This is a genomic window from Lewinella cohaerens DSM 23179, assembly GCF_000379805.1.
Lineage (GTDB): Bacteria > Bacteroidota > Bacteroidia > Chitinophagales > Saprospiraceae > Lewinella > Lewinella cohaerens.
In genome coordinates this window covers 331,067-350,000 of the sequence record NZ_KB903531.1, presented here as the reverse complement: position 1 = coordinate 350,000, position 18,934 = coordinate 331,067, and the positions used below count along the sequence as shown (strand labels likewise).

General features: G+C 45.8%; 12 protein-coding genes. 5 read left to right on the top strand and 7 right to left on the bottom strand.

Annotation, left to right across the window (positions count from 1 at the left end; translation table 11 throughout):
* Nucleotides 1-97 precede the first annotated feature (97 nt).
* A complete protein-coding gene (gene hemH / locus A3EU_RS0101275) occupies nt 98-1,123 on the top strand; it encodes a ferrochelatase (RefSeq protein WP_020534305.1) in 1,026 nt (341 codons plus the stop codon).
* A gap of 177 nt (nt 1,124-1,300) precedes the next feature.
* Here the strand turns inward: hemH and A3EU_RS0101270 are convergent, their stop codons facing one another.
* The gene (locus A3EU_RS0101270) at nt 1,301-1,741 is read right to left on the bottom strand and encodes a hypothetical protein (RefSeq protein WP_020534304.1); all 441 of its coding nucleotides are present in this window, start codon (nt 1,739-1,741) and stop codon (nt 1,301-1,303) included.
* A gap of 114 nt (nt 1,742-1,855) precedes the next feature.
* Entirely contained in the window at nt 1,856-2,917 is a 1,062-nt protein-coding gene (locus A3EU_RS0101265) for a PorP/SprF family type IX secretion system membrane protein (protein ID WP_020534303.1), read from the bottom strand.
* Between the two features lie 140 nt (nt 2,918-3,057).
* On the opposite strand from A3EU_RS0101265, the gene A3EU_RS0101260 reads away from it, so the two are divergent.
* The 3 genes from A3EU_RS0101260 to A3EU_RS0101250 all read left to right on the top strand — a co-directional run bounded on the left by A3EU_RS0101260 (nt 3,058) and on the right by A3EU_RS0101250 (nt 8,493).
* Complete coding sequence (locus tag A3EU_RS0101260; protein WP_020534302.1) at nt 3,058-3,912, top strand: C40 family peptidase; 855 nt, start codon at nt 3,058-3,060, stop codon at nt 3,910-3,912.
* A 15-nt stretch (nt 3,913-3,927) separates the two neighbouring features.
* A complete protein-coding gene (locus A3EU_RS32345; RefSeq protein WP_020534301.1) occupies nt 3,928-4,989 on the top strand; it encodes a DUF6688 domain-containing protein in 1,062 nt (353 codons plus the stop codon).
* A gap of 171 nt (nt 4,990-5,160) precedes the next feature.
* The gene (locus A3EU_RS0101250; protein ID WP_044085316.1) at nt 5,161-8,493 is read left to right on the top strand and encodes a T9SS type A sorting domain-containing protein; all 3,333 of its coding nucleotides are present in this window, start codon (nt 5,161-5,163) and stop codon (nt 8,491-8,493) included.
* Nucleotides 8,494-8,691: 198 nt separating this feature from the next.
* On the opposite strand, the gene A3EU_RS0101245 is transcribed toward A3EU_RS0101250, so the two are convergent.
* Genes A3EU_RS0101245 through A3EU_RS0101235 form a run of 3 tightly spaced genes read right to left on the bottom strand, consistent with a single transcriptional unit; the run spans nt 8,692 to nt 12,248 of the window.
* A complete protein-coding gene (locus A3EU_RS0101245; RefSeq protein ID WP_020534299.1) occupies nt 8,692-9,225 on the bottom strand; it encodes an RNA methyltransferase in 534 nt (177 codons plus the stop codon).
* 3 nt (nt 9,226-9,228) lie between these two features.
* On the bottom strand, nt 9,229-10,632 hold the full coding sequence (locus A3EU_RS0101240) for a hypothetical protein (protein ID WP_020534298.1): 1,404 nt from the start codon (nt 10,630-10,632) through the stop codon (nt 9,229-9,231).
* Nucleotides 10,632-12,248 (bottom strand): CTP synthase, encoded by a 1,617-nt coding sequence (locus tag A3EU_RS0101235; RefSeq protein WP_020534297.1) that lies wholly within the window; start codon nt 12,246-12,248, stop codon nt 10,632-10,634. Before A3EU_RS0101235 ends, A3EU_RS0101240 begins: the two co-directional genes overlap by 1 nt.
* Nucleotides 12,249-12,472: 224 nt before the next feature.
* Between A3EU_RS0101235 and A3EU_RS32340 the strand changes: the two genes are divergently transcribed.
* Nucleotides 12,473-15,958 carry a T9SS-dependent M36 family metallopeptidase gene (locus tag A3EU_RS32340; protein ID WP_169433308.1) on the top strand — a complete coding sequence of 1,162 codons (3,486 nt, stop codon included), beginning with the start codon at nt 12,473-12,475 and terminating at the stop codon, nt 15,956-15,958.
* 383 nt (nt 15,959-16,341) lie between these two features.
* Here the strand turns inward: A3EU_RS32340 and A3EU_RS0101220 are convergent, their stop codons facing one another.
* A complete protein-coding gene (locus tag A3EU_RS0101220; protein ID WP_156825604.1) occupies nt 16,342-17,472 on the bottom strand; it encodes a hypothetical protein in 1,131 nt (376 codons plus the stop codon).
* The gene (locus A3EU_RS0101215; protein WP_020534293.1) at nt 17,462-18,919 is read right to left on the bottom strand and encodes a hypothetical protein; all 1,458 of its coding nucleotides are present in this window, start codon (nt 18,917-18,919) and stop codon (nt 17,462-17,464) included. The genes A3EU_RS0101220 and A3EU_RS0101215 overlap by 11 nt, the downstream gene beginning before the upstream one ends.
* Between the last annotated feature and the right edge of the window lie 15 nt (nt 18,920-18,934).

Below are 18,934 nucleotides of genomic sequence, written 5' to 3'. Positions count from 1 at the left end.
CTGACATTATTGACAATGATTTTACCATTTAGATAAACCCCTTGCCGGACAATATGTTGTATCCTTGCATTTGCAATAAAAAACAGTTAAGAAATTTATGGCACAGCTTGGCAAGAAAGGCGTTTTGTTGGTTAATCTCGGTACACCTGACGCACCTACTCGTGGAGCTGTCTACCGTTATCTTAAAGAATTTCTTTTGGATCGCCGAGTGATAGATTATCCCTGGATTCCTAGGAACTTGCTGGTACGTGGCTTAATTGCTCCCCTTCGGTCGGGGAAGTCTGCGAAACTATATCAGCAGCTTTGGACAGAAAACGGCTCCCCACTAAAATACTATGGTGAATTATTGGCCGCAGGGGTACAGGAAGGTCTAGATAAAGAGGAGTATGTCGTAGAGCTAGCTATGCGATACCAAAGCCCTTCGATTGAGAGTGCCTTGGATAGCTTGCTGAAACAGCAAGTAAGTGAGATCATTGTATTTCCACTCTTTCCTCAGTATGCGGGTGCTACTACGGGGTCTATCCATGAAGAGGTGATGCGGTTGTTAGCGAAAAAAGAGACCATCCCCAATGTCAAGATGGTCAATTCGTATTTCGATGAGCCTGCGATGATCAATATTTTTGCAGACAATGCTCGTCAGTTTGATCTATCAAGCTATGATCATATCATGTTTAGCTTTCATGGTTTGCCTCAGCGTCAGTTGCGGAAAGCGGATGACTGCAACCATTGTCTGGTGACGGAAAATTGCTGTGGGAGCATTAGCGTGATCAATCAATTTTGTTATTCTGCGCAATGCCATGCGACTACCCGAGCTATTGCTACAGAACTAGGACTGACAGAAGATCAGTATACCACTACTTTCCAGAGTCGTCTCGGGCCTGATGCTTGGGCGCAACCTTATACCAGCGCCGTGCTGGAAGAGCAAGCCAAAAAAGGAGCAAAACGAATTTTGGTCTTTAGTCCTGCTTTCGTCGCAGACTGCCTGGAAACGATCATTGAAATAAGTGATGAATACCAAGAGGAATTCGAAGAGATGGGGGGCGAAAAAGTCGATCTTGTTCCCAGTCTCAACGATGATCCTCGCTGGATAGCGGCGGTAACGGAGATGGTAAAGCGGGCTTAGTTTTACCCAAACATTTAGTGCGCAGGCCAGTAGGCCGAAGCTCGGGGCCAGGATGGACCAAGGACAAGGGACAGCAGTGGTACCGAAGGTAAGAACGGATGGCCCGGTGCCGATCCCGTCCCGACTAGAAAAGTCGGGACGGGAGATGGCATGGCCCATAGTAGGCAGCGACCAAAATCACTCCCAATCGTCATCCAGTAAATTGCTAGCACTGTTGTTTTTCTTGGCTGTAGATGCAAGTACACGCTTGCTTAGGCGACGGAAAACAAGGTTGCTGGTGGCTTGAGCTGAAAATAAGCACCCCAAAAGAAACAGTGATCGCCAAGGGTAATAAGAGGTGTAAATGAATATCGCTAAGGTGATAAATACAATAGCGCTGATGGCTATTAGGTATTTTCCTTTGGTGAAAAATAGAAGCAACCACTGAACGGAAGTCGCAATAAAAAAGGCGTAAATAGCTAGTAAAAAAGTGAGCCCCCAGTCAAACCTATTGGAAGGGTGGTAATAGTGCTCGATGATGGACCAGCCGATAGAATAGATAAATAAAAACAAAATCACCTGCATAAAAGCGCAAAAAAGGAAAATCCAGAATGGCTTTCTAGGGTGATCGGTATTCATTTTTCTAAAAGGTTAGTGTAGTAGTAGGGGGTAACCGTAGATCGCAATTATACGATTACCCCCTTGTATGGTCTTGGTTTCCGAATCAAATCCGTTCCAAATATGCCCTAAGAGTTAAAATTTAGGGCACAATACCGTCTCATCTTCATATTCCCCTAAATACGCTACGCTGATTTCAAAAGCATTGCGATTACGATTATTGAGGTTTAGCTGACCAGGGCTGATATCGTAACTGAAGCCCATTAGGAAATTTTGGTGCTCGATGCCCAACATGGCTACGATTGCATCCAGGTTCCAGGCGTCATCTTCGTTGTTGACGGGCCGGGCCCAGCCTCCAATATGGATAGCGGTACCTGCAATTTCATTTACAAGGAAACGAAAATTACTGCCAGCATTGAAGGTCAGGTGTGGACCTTGGCTGTAGAACAAGGCCCGAGGGGAAATTTGGGTGCGCTCGCCTACAGGTATCTGCAACCCGAGGTGTGCGGAATATTTGCGATATAAAGTATTGCTCAGGCGCTCGTCTTTGTCATCATCGGGCAGCTGGCGGTAGTAGAAGCTCATTTCTGGTTCCAGAACGTGATGCATAGCTGCGCCGGCGAAAACGCCAGTTTCTCCTCTGGGAGCATAGCTGTAATGCAGCCCTACCTGGAAGTCTGAAAAGGCAAAGTTGTTTTCTGGAAATAATTCGCCAGTAGGATCATTGAATAGATCGGTTCCGTTGAACTGGTCGTCGAATGTTAGTTGGTCGTAATTGATGTTACGTTGCACCATGCCAACTTGAAAACCGAGGCTTAGGAATTGGTCACTTTGTGGGTTAAGTGCTTTATGATAAGCGCCGGAAATCATTATTTGATTGGTGGAGAAATTGATGGTATTGACCTTGTCGTTGTAAAAAACCACACCAATACCTACAGCATCGCGGTAGCGTTTCTTGTATTGCTTGACTTTGTACCGGAAGTCTGCCGCCGCAGAAAAAGTTTGATAAGGATTATCCAGCGACGAACGCCACTGGTCGCGATAGATCATTGATACACGGTACTTACCTTCCAGGGCACCTGTAAGTGCAGGGTTGAGGGTAAGGGGGGAGGCGTAAAATTGGGAAAAATGCTGGTCTTGCGCCGAGAGTTGGCTGCCTATCAATACCACAAAAAATAGTAGAATATAATACCTCATGCGCTTAATTTCGGTTCTTTGAGCAATACTAAGGAATGACAAATGTAAGGATGTTTAATTCCTCAGCGGAATAACGGTGCATTTCCTTTCCTTATTTTGAATAAAAAACTATTTTTACGAAGTGTACCAATAACTAGCGAATGTCCGTCTACGCCATTTGTCCTTTTACTGTGGTTCCTGTGCGAACCAGTGCTGCCCATCGCTCCGAAATGGGATCTCAACTACTCTTTGGGGAAATGGTAGAGATTATGGAGACAAAAGGTCGCCAGTGGACCAAAGTCCGCTGTCTCAACGATGACTATATTGGCTGGACGCCAAGCAATCAGCTAAGGGACCTTAGCCCTACTGAAACCCAGGACTTTCGTCGGAATTTTGCTTATTCGTTGGATCTTTTCCACAACCTTATGGGAACGGATGAGGCTTTGCCTATTACGCTTGGCTCTCGGTTGCCTTTCTTTGACGGGATGCGTTTTTCGCTGGGTACGCATGATTTTACTTTCAGTGGGCAAGCTGTTTTTCCAGAAGATATTCGGCAGAGTTCGGCGATGGTGATCAAAATTGCCCGCAAATTGCTCAATGCTCCTTTCCTGTGGGGAGGGCGTACCGTTTTCGGAATCGATAGTCCTGCCTTGGTACAGCTATCTTTTCAGGTTGCTGGCTATCAACTGCCTCGTACCGCTGAGATTCAGATTAATCGTGGTGAAACTGTTGATTTTGTAGAGCAGGCCATGCCCGGTGATATTGCCTTTTTTGAAAACACACAAGGGCGGATTACCCATTCAGGTATTTTACTTCCAGATAGTAAAATCATTCATGTCAATGAAAAAGTGAGAATTGATGCTATCGATCACTATGGTATATTCAATTATCAGGAAGGGAAGTATACCCATCGGCTACGCGTTGTAAAGCGAATTTTTGCACCAGATAAGAACCTACCACCAGTAGTGCTTCCAAAAAAGGAAGAACAGCCTGTGAACCAACAGGCCCTTTTCTGAAAATGTTAAAAATAGATGGAACTCTTATTCGTCTTGCCCGTTGTGCTGGTGGTTTTAATCGGTGCCTCGGTCGCCCTTGATTTTATGTATTACTGCATCAATGGCAAGCGCTTGTTTCGGTCTACACTGTCGCGTACACTGGAAGTGCTTGTCGTTTTGGGGTTTCCTTTATTGTATCTTGGTATCTTCGACTTTGAGCAAGACAATGATTGTTGTAGTGACAGTGCGGTCTTTTCTCCCGAGCATCGCCTGACAATCTATGTGTGGATCGTTTTGAGCGCAGGAGCTTTTTTCTATTCCGCCTTTCGTAAACAGCTCGCCCCACCTTTGCTGGAAGTCATTGTTAATTGTTTGCTTTTGCTGGGGATTGTTCTTAATTTTTTTATTGCTTTTCAAGGGGTTCTGTCTCCTGTTACGCTGGGGCATGTACCCATTGTTTTACTTTTTCTCCTACTGCTTAGCGAAAACCAGAAAGCTGTTTTGCGGCAAACGCAGGATGATTTATTCTCAGAAGAGCATAAACTGACAGCTTGGGCTAACCATGTGCTGCGGCTGCCAATTTGGGCAAAATACCCGGTATTGATCATCATTTGTTTACCCGTTATACTGGTGGTTACGGCGATTTTACTATTGTTTGGGCAACAGCCGGATTCCAGTATACGCGCCTTCACTGATACTTATAAGCATGGCTTTTCGCAATGGGATTATATGTGCGATAATGTTCAATGCGGCGGGCATTTTCTGTGTTCTGTAGCCGCGCAGGGGCATCCAAATATTGTTCGACCAGAACGACTTGGCGTGCGGCATGGACAACTCATTGTGTGCAATCGCCAATTATTGATCGCCAATGCTTTTGAAGAAGTCATCACGGAGCAATTCCCTCGCCTACATCGCCTGATTCGCCGGAATTATAACCGTGTTGGAGACATGATTCATCGCTACTATTATTGGTTTGAAAACAAGTACATCTCAGATGCGATTTACTACCTGATGAAGCCTTTGGAGTGGTGTTTCTGGGTGTACCTATACCTTACAGACCGGCAACCGGAGGATCGTATTGCGCGACAGTATTTATAAAGAAGTGAAATTTCATATCATTTAATGGTTTGCCTGCGGCATTATATTTCTGAGAAAGTCTCTCAAAGCACTTACCTGTGGGTGCAAATAGTACATGTACTTATACCCGGCATGAAGCGGCTTGGGCAAAACATGGGTTTTTCCATAATTCACTTCCCTAATTGTAATAAAATGCGATCATTTTACACCATAATTCTGATTTTGTTTGGAATCATTTTTACGTCTAATTTACAGGCCCAGGCCTGCGATTATATCAGCGGAAATATTAATGTCGGAGGAGATGTCCACGATCCTGGACTACAGAGTAATAATAATAAAAATACGGTTGCTACTTTAAGCAATGGCAATTTTGTGATAGCCTGGGAAACCAGGGATGATATTGATGGTGATGATGCTGGGGCATTTTTTCAGGTCTTTTCAGAAGCAGGTGCTGTAGTAACGAGTATCATCATGCCTTATGCTGACATTAATCCTTCCGGTACAGGAAAACAGGGTTCTAATGGCCCTTTGGTCGTAGCGCTTACGGGTGGCGGTTTTGTAATTGGTTGGGAGTCGGAAGACGGGCCAGGCGATACCGGAGATGTAAATCAGGATGTTTATTTTAGAGTTTACAGTAATGATGGTACTGCCGTTAGTGGTACTACCCGTATTAGTGTTGCTGGCGAAGAAGATCACCTTGAATTCCTTTTACCTCTTAGCACGGGCGGTTTTGTCGTTCTTACACGTATCGAGGAGAGTGATCAAATTCCTGGTAATCCTGATAATAACAATAATACAGACGACTTCTTTTTTCAGGCATTTAATGCTTCTGGTAATGCGACTAGCGGTAGCCCGTTAAACATCACGTCAGATGCACATGCAGAATCTTTTCAAAATACCTATTCCGGTTCGCAGGTAATGGCAGATTTGGGTAATGGCAACTTTGTCGTTACCTGGGAAGGCCGCAATGATATTGACGGAGATGGTAACGGAGGTTTCTTTCGAGTTTTTAATGCCAATGGTACTGCGGTAACCGGAGTAGTAATGCCTTATAGCGATATCAATGCTGCTGGTACTGGTGACCAGGGCCGGTTTGGTCCGCAGGTTGTTGCCTTGGCGGGTGGTAATTTTGTTACCAGCTGGGAATCTCGTGGTGGACCAGGAGATGTCGGTATGGGAGGAGATCAGGATCAAGATGTTTACTTTCGGGTATACGGACCGACGGGTACTGCGGTCTCTGGTACTGTTAAAGCCAACGGTGACAATACGGCTGAAGAAGACAACCTGGATGCAATCATTCCCCTCACTGGTGGTAACTTCGCTATCGTTTATCATACTGATGAAGTAAGCCCCGACACCGACGACTTCTATTTTCGGGTGTTTAATGCGAGTGGTAGTGCTGTAAGCAGCAGCATAGAGGTAAGCGGTGGCTTACACACCGACCTCCGTAGTTTTATGAGTAATGACGATCATCGGTTTGCCGCTCTTAATAATGGCAACTTCGTAATGGGTTGGTCTACTTCAGGGAGTACGGATGGCAGCGCTACAGAATGTTACTACCGGGTGTTCAGTGCTACGGGAACAGCAGTAAGTGCGGTAGTAAGACCTTACGCAGATATTAACCCTACGGGCGTAGGCAACCAGGGGAGTGGCGGCCCTACTTTGAAGGCGTTGCCAGAAGGCTTTGCTGTTGTTTGGCCTTCCGAGCAAGGCCCTGGCGACGTTGGCCCCGGCAATAATGATGATCAGGACGTTTACCATCAGGTAGTTGATAATGATGGTATGTCGCTTTGTGGAACGACAAAAACCAATGGGGGCAATGACAGCCAGGAAGAGATCTTCGAATATGCGCAACCTCTACAGAATGGCAACTTCATGGTGCTGTACCGTGACGACGAAGACACTCCTACGTTTGCTAACCAAGACGATTATTTCTTTCGGGTGATTGGTGGTGCACCAGAACAATCAATTTGTCCTACTATTGGTACTGTTTCAGGTCCTTCCTCTATTTGTTCAAATCAATCTTTTACGCTTACTGCTAGCGGTCTGGAAAATATGGCGATGGCCGATAATGATGAGCAAAATTACAGTATTAATTTTGTAGTAAGCACTGTTTCTACTACCAACCCTTACGTGAATACGTCGGTTCTTGGTACGGTGCCTTTCAATGAGTTGACGGGGACTAATACCACTGCTATATTGGAGGATATTACGACCAACTTTCCTAATTCCACGCTTTATTTTTATGCCATCCTCGGCGATTTACCTGATAATGATAATTGTCGCCCTTTTGCCGAGCTTGTTCTCCAAAACGATCAAACTCCCACAGTAAGCTTCACCGCTTTGGCCGACCTCTGTAGTGATGCGGGCGTGCAAAGTGGATTGGGTTCAGGCTCTCCTGCGGGAGGCGTTTATTCTGGCCCTGGTGTCACAGATGACGGAAATGGAATGACTTACAGTTTTACCCCTGCTACAGCAGGATTGGGTGAGCATACTATTACTTATACGATTAGCGGTGAGTGTTCTGGCATGAGCTCGGGTACGGTAACTGTATATCCAACCCCCGATGTGAGTTTTACCGCCTTACCTGATCTGGATATTAGTGCTGGTGTCCAGACGGGCCTTGGCGGAGGTGCGCCTGCGCAAGGCACTGTAACTGGTGATAGTGGAGTTTACAGTGGCCCTGGAGTCACGGATGATGGTAATGGTATGACCTATAGCTTTGATCCTACCGTTGCGGGCGTGGGGATGCATACACTATCATATACTTATACAAGTGCCGCTGGTTGTAGCCAAACGGCTACCGGGGACGTAACGGTAAGTAGTGAGCCCCTTCCCGGGGATATGTGTACTGATGCTTTAGATATTAATACCCTTTTCGGTCAAACACCATTGGTGCCACAAATATCCGATGGGCAGGACAATACAGGCTACGGTACGGATGCTACCGACCCTACTACTGGTTTTGAGTGTCACTTTGAAGCTGACCCACTGCAAAATACGTCTTGGTATGCCTTCGTTGGTGACGGCAACCGTTACCTGATCAGAACTATTGTGTGTAATGATTCTCCTGCGAACCTGGATTTGCAAGCAGTTGTTTACAGCGGTGAATGCGGTAGTTTGACGGATGTTGTTTGTAACGAAGACGAAGATGGCGGCAATAGCATTTTTAATGTTAGCCTGGAAATGGATACGGAGATTGGTACGACTTACTTGTTGATGTTAGATGGTTATACTGGTACGGCTGGAGCTTTTTGTTTAGAAGTAACCAATTTGACCACGGTAGGTGTTACTGATTTGGCTAGCACTAACTTACGGGTGTATCCCAACCCTACAACTGGCGAAGTGCAGTTGCCTGCTCTGAGTGTAGAACGAGTAGAGGTATTTGATGCCTCTGGCCGCCTGGTGATCAATCAGGAAATGCCTGGAAGCAGTATTGATCTGACAGCCCTGCAATCCGGTTTTTACCTGTTGAAAATGTATACAAAAGAAGGGGTCTATTCAACGAAAGTAGTGAAAGACTAACACGATTCATCCCGGATTTTGGATTAATCCAAAATTCGGGATGACTTATTATCAAGATGCCCTTAGCCTTTAGGCTAAATCGAAGATATACGTGACTTAAATTTCACTGGCTAATAGTTCATGTCCTTGTCGTAATACATTGCGCTGCCACACTGTTTAACCAACCATTCAACCATCTAACCATCAACCATCTAACCTTTAAATTTTTCCCATCTTCCTCAAAACTTCCCAAACGGTAATACCTAGAGAAACAGATACATTAAGGGAGTGTTTGGTGCCAAATTGAGGAATTTCCAAAGCGCCGTTTGCGGCATCCATCACGGACTGGCTGACGCCATTTACTTCATTGCCAAACACCAATGCTATAGGTGCACTATCCGTTGGTTTGTAATCTTGGAGCCAAGTGCGTTCAGCAGCTTGTTCTACGGCCCATATCTCATAACCGGCTACTTTTAGGTGGCTAATAGCTTCTTCTACGGTTTCTGTATAGGTCCAATCTACCGCTTCTGTAGCTCCCAATGCCGTTTTTAGGATTTCACGATGCGGAGGTTGGGCAGTAATGCCACACAAGTAGACATGAGCTAAAGCAAAAGCATCAGCTGTTCGGAAAGCAGAGCCTACATTTAAAGCAGAACGAACATTGTCTAATACCAAAGCAACAGGCTGCTTATCCTTATTCTGAAACTCAGCAATGCTGATCCGTTCTAGCTCTTCTAATTTTAATTTCCGCATAGCTTACTTACGATGGTAAATTTCTAAATGAACCCCTCGTTTCCGAAAGGTGAAAACAGGTGTCCAACTGGTTTGCAAAGTTAATAGCTCTTCATCAGAAAAGTCGTTCATTATATTCGCATACCAGATGTATTTCTGTTGATTAAGATTATAGGAAACAAGACCTTCTTCCATATTGTTGAGCATCCGCAAATGCTGTTTGCCAACTTCAGGGAACGCTGTGCCTACTGCTGATAAAGGGATTTTTTCTTGTTGCAAATACGCTAATCCTGCTTCACGTGCTTCAAAATAGGGTTTATGTGCCAGAGAAGCATCCCAACCTTGAGCCACCTGATCGGGGTAAACCCAAAAATGACCACTTATTTGTCCCAAGAGTACAACAATGACCATTGCCGTTGCCCAGGTTTTATTTTGTATCTCTTTTAGTACGAGTAAAAAGAGGTAAGCGACCATAAGGTATACAGGCAGTAAATAGCGATGCTGCGATAAGCCCGGACTCACGAGCGCAGGCAAGGCCAATGTAATGCCCATAATCAGTAAAAGGGTCGCTGCTCTTTTTATTGGCTTGTTCCATATCCATCCAGTTTGCCACCAACTTAGCATTAAAGCAATCACAACGAAAATGCGACCAAAATCCAGGATTCGCCAACCTACAATAGCCGCCTGCTTAATGATACTAAGCCCTCCTTGGCTTGCAAAACTTGCCGCCCACGGTGAATCCGGATGTGTACCTACCCAGCCTTTGATTTGGTAATGATATACGAGGTAGGCAAGTGCTATTAGGCCGCCCGGTAAATAGGGGAGGAGTAACTTGAAAGCAGCGAATGGACGGTCTTTTTTGCTCCCATATAGGAATAATAAGGCAAGTTGCCAAAGGAAGAGCCCAAAAGCAACCATCATACCCCTGAGACTGGTCAACCCCAACAGTAAAACGGCTATGCCTAACCAAAGAGGTGCCTTCCTTAGGATACTATTGATTCCTAAAAAGAATGCACCGATCAATACAATGTCAGGACTGACTAAGCTGAGTTGCGCAACCAAAGTAGCATCTAGTAGCAATACTCCTGGTGCTAAGGCTAAAGTGGCAAATCTAAGTCCTATGTCAAGTTTGCTGACCAAGCGGTATCCTTGCCATAACACTAACCATATAAATGGAAACATGGCTAGATGACTCACCAATAAGGTTTGCCCGAACAATCTCCAGCAAGTGGCCAGGTAATACCCAAAAGCAGGGATATGACCACTGTCCATCTCCTCCGGAAGTAATAATGTGCTCAGCGGTTGATGATAAAACCAATCGGCATGACGAGCACCCAACTGAATGGTATCCCAGAAGAAAGGTTCTCCAGCGACCAAGAGGCTTATCCCTAGTGACAAAAGCCCTGTTAACCAAAAATAGGTACGCACTATTTTATTTTACGATATTCCTGTGCTGCTCGCACAAAACTTGCAAAAAGAGGGTGGGGATTCTCTACCGTACTTTTGAGTTCAGGGTGAAATTGAACGCCTACAAAGTAGGGGTGCCCTTTCAACTCTACGATCTCGACCAAGTCGGTAGCAGGGTTGATTCCTGTTGGTACCAGTCCACCTTTCTCATATCGATCTCGATATTGGTTGTTAAACTCGTATCGATGGCGATGACGTTCTGTAATGGAGAGGCTGCCGTAGGCTTTACTTGATTTGGAATTGCGCCTCAAGTTACAATCATAGGACCCCAGACGCATAGTGCCGCCCATTTGCGTAACATCTTTTTGGTCTGACATCAAATGAATAACAGGATTTGGCGTACTAGGGTTAACCTCTGTAGAGGAGGCCTGTTCTAAACCAAGGACATTGCGACCAAATTCCACTACACAACACTGCATTCCCAGGCAAATTCCAAAGAAGGGGATATTGTTCTCACGCACGTGGCGAATTGCTCGGATTTTCCCTTCAATGCCTCTTTCTCCAAAGCCAGGAGCTACCAAAATACCATCGAGGTCTCTAAGCGCTTTGGCTACACTTTTCATATCGCCTTCCAGTTGCTCAGAATGAATGGGAATAACATTAACCTTACATTCATTAATAGCACCAGCGTGTACAAAAGCTTCGTGGATAGATTTGTAGGCATCCTGTAGCTCATTGTATTTACCTACCAATCCTATTCTTGCCTCGGAAGAAGGGTTTTTTAGCTTGCCCAGGAATTCTTTCCACCGAGAAAGGTTGGGAGCTTTGCGATCTTGAAGCCTAAGTTTACGAATGACAGTCGTATCCAACTGTTCTTTAAGCATGAGTAAGGGGACATCGTAAATGGTTTCCGCATCACGTGCTTCAATGACAGAGCCTACTTCGACATTACAAAAGAGGGCCAACTTTCGTCGGATTTCCATAGTGATGGGATGCTCTGTACGGCACACCAAAATATCGGGTTGGATACCTGATTGGAGCAGTTGTTTTACAGAGTGTTGGGTAGGTTTTGTTTTTAACTCCTTAGCAGCACTGAGGTAGGGAATCAAAGTCAGGTGAACCACCAGGCAATTGTCGGTACCTAATTCCCACCTCATTTGGCGTAAAGCCTCTATATAAGGTAGTGATTCAATGTCACCTACTGTTCCGCCAAGTTCCGTGATGACGATGTCATATTCTTGGGTGCTTCCCAAAAGTTGCACACGGCGCTTAATTTCATCGGTAATGTGCGGAATTACCTGAACGGTTTTTCCTAAATAATCTCCTGCTCGCTCTTTGTTGATTACCGTTTGGTAAATCCTACCAGTAGTAACATTATTAGCTTGAGAAGTAGGAACATTTAAAAAACGTTCGTAATGCCCGAGGTCCAGATCTGTTTCGGCACCATCGTCCGTGACGAAACATTCGCCATGCTCGTAAGGATTAAGCGTGCCTGGATCTACATTGAGATAAGGATCAAACTTTTGGATGGTGACAGAGAAGCCTCTGGCTTGCAGGAGTTTGGCTAATGAAGCGGCGATAATGCCTTTGCCCAGGGAAGAAGTAACCCCGCCCGTAACGAAAATATACTTGGTCATGAATTATATTGAAGACGCTGAAAAACGATTACGGGACACAAAGTTAGATAAAATGCGACAGACTGTCGGCCCCAAGAAGAAACTACTTTTTTATTCCCCCTATATATTTATAAAAGTGTACTAATTTCACCGGTCATGAACCAAAAGTAATATCCGAATATTACTTTATGGAAGTGCATAAACGCCGTAAACCTTCAATTCCTAACTATCACTACTTGTACAGTATGTTAAAAAACGCAACAATTTTAGGGCTGGCAATGCTGCTAAGCTGCCAAATGCTTATGGCCCAAGTTGATCGACCACTAGAAGTGGCAGACCAACACCTACAAACAAATTATGACAACCTGGGCCTTACGGCCAGAGATGTTGCCAACTATCAAGTGAGCAGTAAGGTTGTCACCAAGCACAATAAACTAACCCATGTTTATTTGCAACAATCACATTTGGATATTCCTGTTCATAATGCTATTCTGAACTTAAATATCTTAGCCGATGGTAGAATGCTTAGTGTTGGAAATCGCTTTGTGCCGGATTTGTCTAATAAGGTGAATGCAAGCGAAGCAGGGATTACACCAGCACAGGCCGTAACCGCAGTGCAGACTTATTTTGGCCTACCAATAGATGGTGGTCTAAAGTTAGTTGAGCAAATTAGCCCACGTGAATTTGTTTTTGACCATAATGGTCTGGCTTTGGAACCCATCAAAGTCAGCTTAATGTATCAGCCACGGAATGAACAAGTTCGTTTGGTTTGGAATGTGGATTATTATGAAACAACGGCTAATCACTGGTGGATGGCTAGGGTAGATGCCCTTACTGGCGAAATGCTTGATTATAATGACCAAGTCGTTCATTGTGAGTTTGATCATCCTGTGCACGAAGAGTGCCCGGAGGATCAAGTAAGTGTACCTACAGCATTCTCCTTCTTAACAGGCCCAGGAGACGAAGGAAGTTACCGTGCTTTCCCGCTTTATACAGAAAGCCCCAATCATGGTCCACGGGAGCTATTGGTTGATCCTGCCGATGAGGTAGCTTCTCCTTTTGGTTGGCATGATGTCGATGGTGAAGAAGGCCATGAGTATACCATTACACGTGGTAATAATGTACATGCCTACCATGATATCTTCAGCCAGAACGAATCCGTTGGAGGTGAACCTGATGGAGGTGATTCCCTGTGTTTTGATTTTCCTTTAGACCTTAGTCTTGGCCGTCCTTATTCGCAGTTAGATGCGGCGACGACGAACCTGTTTTACTGGAATAACCTTATCCATGATGTAATGTACAAGTATGGTTTTGATGAAGAATCTGGTAACTTTCAAGTGAATAACTACGGCCGTGGCGGTGACGATGGTGACCATGTACGGGCCGAGGCACTTGACGGTAGCAACACCAATAACGCTAATTTTGCGACGCCGGCTGATGGAGGCCGCCCTCGTATGCAAATGTTTCTTTGGGGAGGGAGCTTACCTAGTTTTCCACCACCATCACTAGAAGTAACTGCACCTGAATCAGTGCAAGGAAGTTACGAGTTTATCCAAGGAGCTTTTGGTGCAGACTTACCTGCTGGTTCTCCAGAAGTTGAGGTTGTGCTTGTCAGTGACACGATTGGTGTAAGCAGCGATGCCTGTGAACCTATTATAAACGGTGCTGATCTTTTTGGTAAAGTAGCAATGCTTGATCGTGGAGATTGTGAGTTTGGTGCTAAAGCGCTAGCTGCCCAAGAAGCAGGAGCTGTGGCTGTGATAGTTTGTAATAATATCGGTGCAGCTATCTTTGAGATGACAGGAGGTGATGCAGGTGGTCAAGTTAATATTCCTGCGATAATGATAAGTCTTCAGGATTGTAATGAATTGAAATTGGCGATGCCTGGCGTAATGATCCAGTTAGAAGGAGCTGTTGCTGATGTGCCACTGCCTGGTCCTTCTGGGCGGGATAGTGATTTTGACAATGGGGTAATTGTTCACGAATATGGGCACGGTATCTCTAATCGCCTTACGGCTGGCCCTAACCAGGCTGGATGCCTTTCTACTAATCAACAGCCAGAACAAGCTGGTGAAGGATGGAGTGACTTTTTCGCTTTAGTGATGACGACAACCTCTGCTGACTTTGCGGAAGAAGCTCGTGGTATTGGTACTTATGCCGATGGTGAGCCAATTACAGGTGGCGGTATCCGTCCCTATCCTTATTCTAGAGATATGACTATTGATCCTCATACTTATGCGGATGTTGCTACTGCTGCTATACCTCACGGCGTTGGCTCAGTGTGGTGTGTTATGATATGGGATATGTATTGGAACCTGGTCGACGAATACGGTTTTGATGATGACCTGTATAATGGAACCGGTGGCAATAATATTGCTATTCAGCTGGTGATGGATGGTTTGAAATTGCAGCCCTGTAATCCTGGCTTCATCGAAGCTAGGGATGCTATTCTGGAAGCAGACGAAGTTAATAACGGCGGTGTTAACCGTTGTTTGATCTGGGAAACCTTTGCTCGTCGTGGCTTGGGGGTTAGCGCAGATGTAGGAGTGGAAGCTTTCGATAAACCAGACACCTGTCCACCAGCTTATCGTGTGACTAAAACTGCCGTTGCCGAAGCTTTTGCTGGTGATATTATCACTTACCAACTTGATATCGTGAATGGTCGTACCAATGGCATCACCGACGCTATTGTACTTGATCAACTTCCTGAAGGAACGACACTGGTAGACGGTAGCTCTGATTGTGATATTACGGTAGAAGATGGCTTCCTCGTTATCAGTTTGGGAGATGCGGCTAGTGGACAGGAATTTGCCTGTACCTACCAACTGCAAACAGATGATGCTTCCTTCACTTACCCTGCCTTTGAAGACATGATATCAGGAGCAGGCAACTGGGATTTCCTCAGCTCTGTTTCAGATATCACCTGGCAACTGCGCTTGAACAATACAAATACTGGTTTATTGTCTTTCTTTGCTCGTAGTGTTGAAGAAGTAAGTGATCAGCTTTTGGTTATGGAAGAGCCCGTGTTTCTTGATGGCCTAAACCCAGGATTGGTTTTTTACCACCAGTACAGCACTGAAGTAGATACTGATGGTGGAGTTGTAGAGATTTCCATTAATGGCGGAGCGGATTGGGAAGATGTCGGTGCCGACAACTTTATCGAGAATGGTTATAACAGCGAGTTAGCGTCAGGGTCTGGTAACCCTTTGAGTGGTCGCCCGGCTTTTAGTGGTGCAAGCGGCGGTGAGTTTCTTCGCTCGGTAGTAGATCTTACGGCTTATGCAGGAGAAACTGTACTGATTCGTTTCCGTTTTGGATCAAATGACAGTAATGCTCGTGAAGGTTGGTACGTGGATGATATTTCTCTGATGGGCAACCTGGTCACGGTTACCAATACTGCTTGTACAGATAATGGCGGCGAAGAGTTATGCAGCTCTGTAACTACGATCCTTAATGGTATCATTGAGTCAACAGAGAACTTGGTACAAGATTTGCCATTGAGCTTGTTCCCTAACCCTACGGCCGGTCAGTTTGTACTCAGTTTACCTCAGCCAATGACCAAGCGCGTAGATGTACAGATTCGCAGTGTAGAAGGTCGCTTGTTAGAAAGTTTCCAGTACGATAATTTCTACCGCGAAGCTTTAGACATGAGCTATCTCCCTGCCGGTGTTTATATCCTTCAATTCCGAACGGATGAAGGCTTGACTACTCGCCGTTTGATAGTGGAGTAAGCAGACAGGAAGGCTAATTGTGGTAATAATTAGCAAAACATAAGTCATCCCGAATTTTGGCTAAGGCCAAAATCAAGCCTGACTTTAGCTTAGAAAGAGTCATTAAACATCCTGAAAAGAGTGATTTATTTGACTATTTGTAGAAACCCCCATGATTTCACTAATAGAAATCATGGGGGTTCTTCTTTAACGATAGGTTTTACAGTTGGTCAGCACGGATTTTGATGACAATCAAAATTCGGGATGACTCATGTTTATATCCAAAAACAACGGTCTCTGAGTGAATCTTATAGTGCTCTTTATACTCAACCAACTGCAAAGTGCAAAGTCGGAGTCTCTTGGAGCCACTAGAGACGCTCAAATAACCCTTCACCCTTCCACCCTTACCAAACAATCACCTTCCCACTCACTCGTTGATGTGTGCCGTTTTCCAGGAAGTACAACTCGTAAAAGTAGACACCAGCGGCCAGCTGCTGTTGGGCTGTTGAAGGTAAGAGCGTGAATGTTTGTCCAAGTTGTTGTGGACTAGCATGTTGCACTCGCCGTCCTTGGCTATCGTACATTGTCCAGCGTTGTAAAAGCACAGGTTTAGCACATTGCCACTGCCAGGGGCGAAGTCCGCGTGGCCATGCATTGGCCAGGTTACATTCAACTGTGCTGGCTGTAGCGGTGCTGCTGATAATATCCAGCGTCAGATGGATGATACTGTCACAACCCGCTACGGTATTCAAGGGCACGGTGTAGGTGCCAGCAAGGGTAAATACCGAATCACCAATGGTATAGTTCTCATCGGAAAAAATCTCAACCTCCACTTCAGTTGAGTAGATGGGCTCTACTGCTAGATCGAGTAGGTAGAGGGTGTCACAGTCATTTGCGGTGCTGGCAAGGTATTCGTAAGTATCAGGGGCAGTGAGTTGTTGCCCAAACCAGGCGTAACTTTCTCCCTCACAGATGCTAGCTGCTTGCGTTACGGTAGGCGGCGGACTTACGTTAAGGGTCAGCGTATAGAGCGTATCACACTGTTCTTGTGTACCGTCGAGTATATACTCATAGACACCTGCGGTAGTAAGGTCTTGCTCGAACCAGGAATAGCTTTCTCCCTGGCAGATGTCGGCCTCCAGAGCATAGGTGTCGGCGTATTCAAAGCGGAAGGTGCGGCAAAGCTCATAGCCACAATCACTCGTAGATGCTGTTAGCAGCTCACACATCGTGGTGTCGGAGCTTACTTCGCGGCCATAGAAATCGGCGGTGGTGCCAGCACATAGCAGAAGGGTGTCATAGTCGGTTTGCATCTGATCGCCCCATTCGGGAATAAGAAAGCGGGTACGGAAGTAATGGTCACAGCCTTGATTATCGATGACCTGAAAACCTTCGATAATAGGACTAGTGATGAGGTGGGTGGTGTCTGAAGAAGCATCGGAGTTCCAGAACCAGAAGTCGGTATAGTCGGTATTAATGGTCCATACGGCAGTATCGCCGGGGCAGAGGTAAACGTCTTGGAGGTCAGCAGTCACCCCCCCCATAGTTGAGTGGTGGTACGGATGTCGTATTGACTTCGACCATAGCTGTGTCAGGCCCGCAACTGCCCTCCTGGGCAATGTAGCGATAGATGCCGGGTTGGTCGCCAGAGCTGGGTTCGTAAAAGTTGTTGTCGATATTTAGTGCGGGTACCCAGTAGCCTTCCTGGTAAGCATCTGGCCCCAAGCCTTGTAGCAAGTTAGCGACTCGATAAGGGCATAATTCCAGCGAGTAATCTTCACCAGCGTACAGCTCCACCTCGGGTTGTACCCGTATGAAAGCGTAGGCCGCGTCGGAAGCTTGCCCGTTGGCGTAAAGATAAAAGTCAATGCGGCGCTCACCTGGGAGTGGGTCGGGGTCGGTGAGTTCAAAGCGTAGGCTCCGGATTAGGTCAGCGTAGTCTTGATTGGTGACGGTGGCCAGTGGCACGGCCACCAATCGGGTAGGGCTTGCCATATTGATCTGAAACAGCGGGTGTGAAACACTAACGAGTACTTCTTCCCCCGGTTGTTGGATGCCACTATGGATGTTGACGACCATGGAGTCGATCCCACTTCCCGGAGCACGGATGTACACATCGTCGTCCGATAGTCGGTAGCTGACGGCGCAAAGGCTGTCGCTGATATAATGATCGATAAAGCGCCCGCTGCTGTCGTCTTCGTCCAGGTCCAGGCGTAGTGCGAAATTGGTGCGGAAATCATCAGGCCCAGCCAAGCCACGAGGCGGATTGCCTTCCATGGTGAGGGTGCAAAGGGCTTGGTGGGTGGTATCTTCCAGGAAGATTTCGTGGAAGGTTACATTCTGTGGGGTGCCAACGATATTTGATACCTGTGTACCAATCAGACGAAACTGTTCCTGTTCGGGGTCATAAAACTTAGCGAGCCCACCAAACTGGGGATACTCGGTGGTGATGATATCCCCAAAAGAGGTATCATTAGGCACTAAATCAATATTAACAAATTGATTAGCGGTACTTTCGATGTGAAAACGAAATGCACTGCCATACAATACGTCGTCTACGAAAACAAAATCTCCTGCGAATGGATAACTGGACGGAAGAGGCGAAAGATAATCGAAAAATTGTGTTTCCAGATTATAGGTATAGACTTGGCTTCCACCAATATAAAGCAGCCCGTCTTGGTCACAAGTTAGGGCACCTGATAGGCTGGGGATTTCGAGTAGGGTATCAAAGTGTACTCCATTGTCCAAAAATAATTCTATTAAGTAGTCAGCATCAGCAGTATAGCCGATACCGATCAAGCGTCCTTCTGGTGTAAAGGTGATGTCTGCAAGAAAGATGGTAGGGTTATTGGTCGGTAGGGTAGTGTAAGAGCAATCGGCTACATTGAATACTCCTATCCTGGAATCATCGCCGCAGTAATAAACTTGGGTGTTGACGGTGTGAGTAAGGAAAAAGAGGAATAAGAGGAAGAAGTTTTTCATAGGATCATGATATTT

Bases quoted from the DNA above. Each gene is read 5' to 3' on its own strand.
- A3EU_RS32340 (WP_169433308.1), top strand. From the start codon at position 12,473: ATGTTAAAAAACGCAACAATTTTAGGGCTGGCAATGCTGCTAAGCTGC.
- A3EU_RS0101235 (WP_020534297.1), bottom strand. From the start codon at position 12,248: ATGACCAAGTATATTTTCGTTACGGGCGGGGTTACTTCTTCCCTGGGC.
- A3EU_RS0101265 (WP_020534303.1), bottom strand. From the start codon at position 2,917: ATGAGGTATTATATTCTACTATTTTTTGTGGTATTGATAGGCAGCCAA.
- A3EU_RS0101260 (WP_020534302.1), top strand. From the start codon at position 3,058: ATGTCCGTCTACGCCATTTGTCCTTTTACTGTGGTTCCTGTGCGAACC.
- A3EU_RS0101245 (WP_020534299.1), bottom strand. From the start codon at position 9,225: ATGCGGAAATTAAAATTAGAAGAGCTAGAACGGATCAGCATTGCTGAG.
- A3EU_RS0101250 (WP_044085316.1), top strand. From the start codon at position 5,161: ATGCGATCATTTTACACCATAATTCTGATTTTGTTTGGAATCATTTTT.
- A3EU_RS32345 (WP_020534301.1), top strand. From the start codon at position 3,928: ATGGAACTCTTATTCGTCTTGCCCGTTGTGCTGGTGGTTTTAATCGGT.
- A3EU_RS0101270 (WP_020534304.1), bottom strand. From the start codon at position 1,741: ATGAATACCGATCACCCTAGAAAGCCATTCTGGATTTTCCTTTTTTGC.
- A3EU_RS0101215 (WP_020534293.1), bottom strand. From the start codon at position 18,919: ATGAAAAACTTCTTCCTCTTATTCCTCTTTTTCCTTACTCACACCGTC.
- hemH (WP_020534305.1), top strand. From the start codon at position 98: ATGGCACAGCTTGGCAAGAAAGGCGTTTTGTTGGTTAATCTCGGTACA.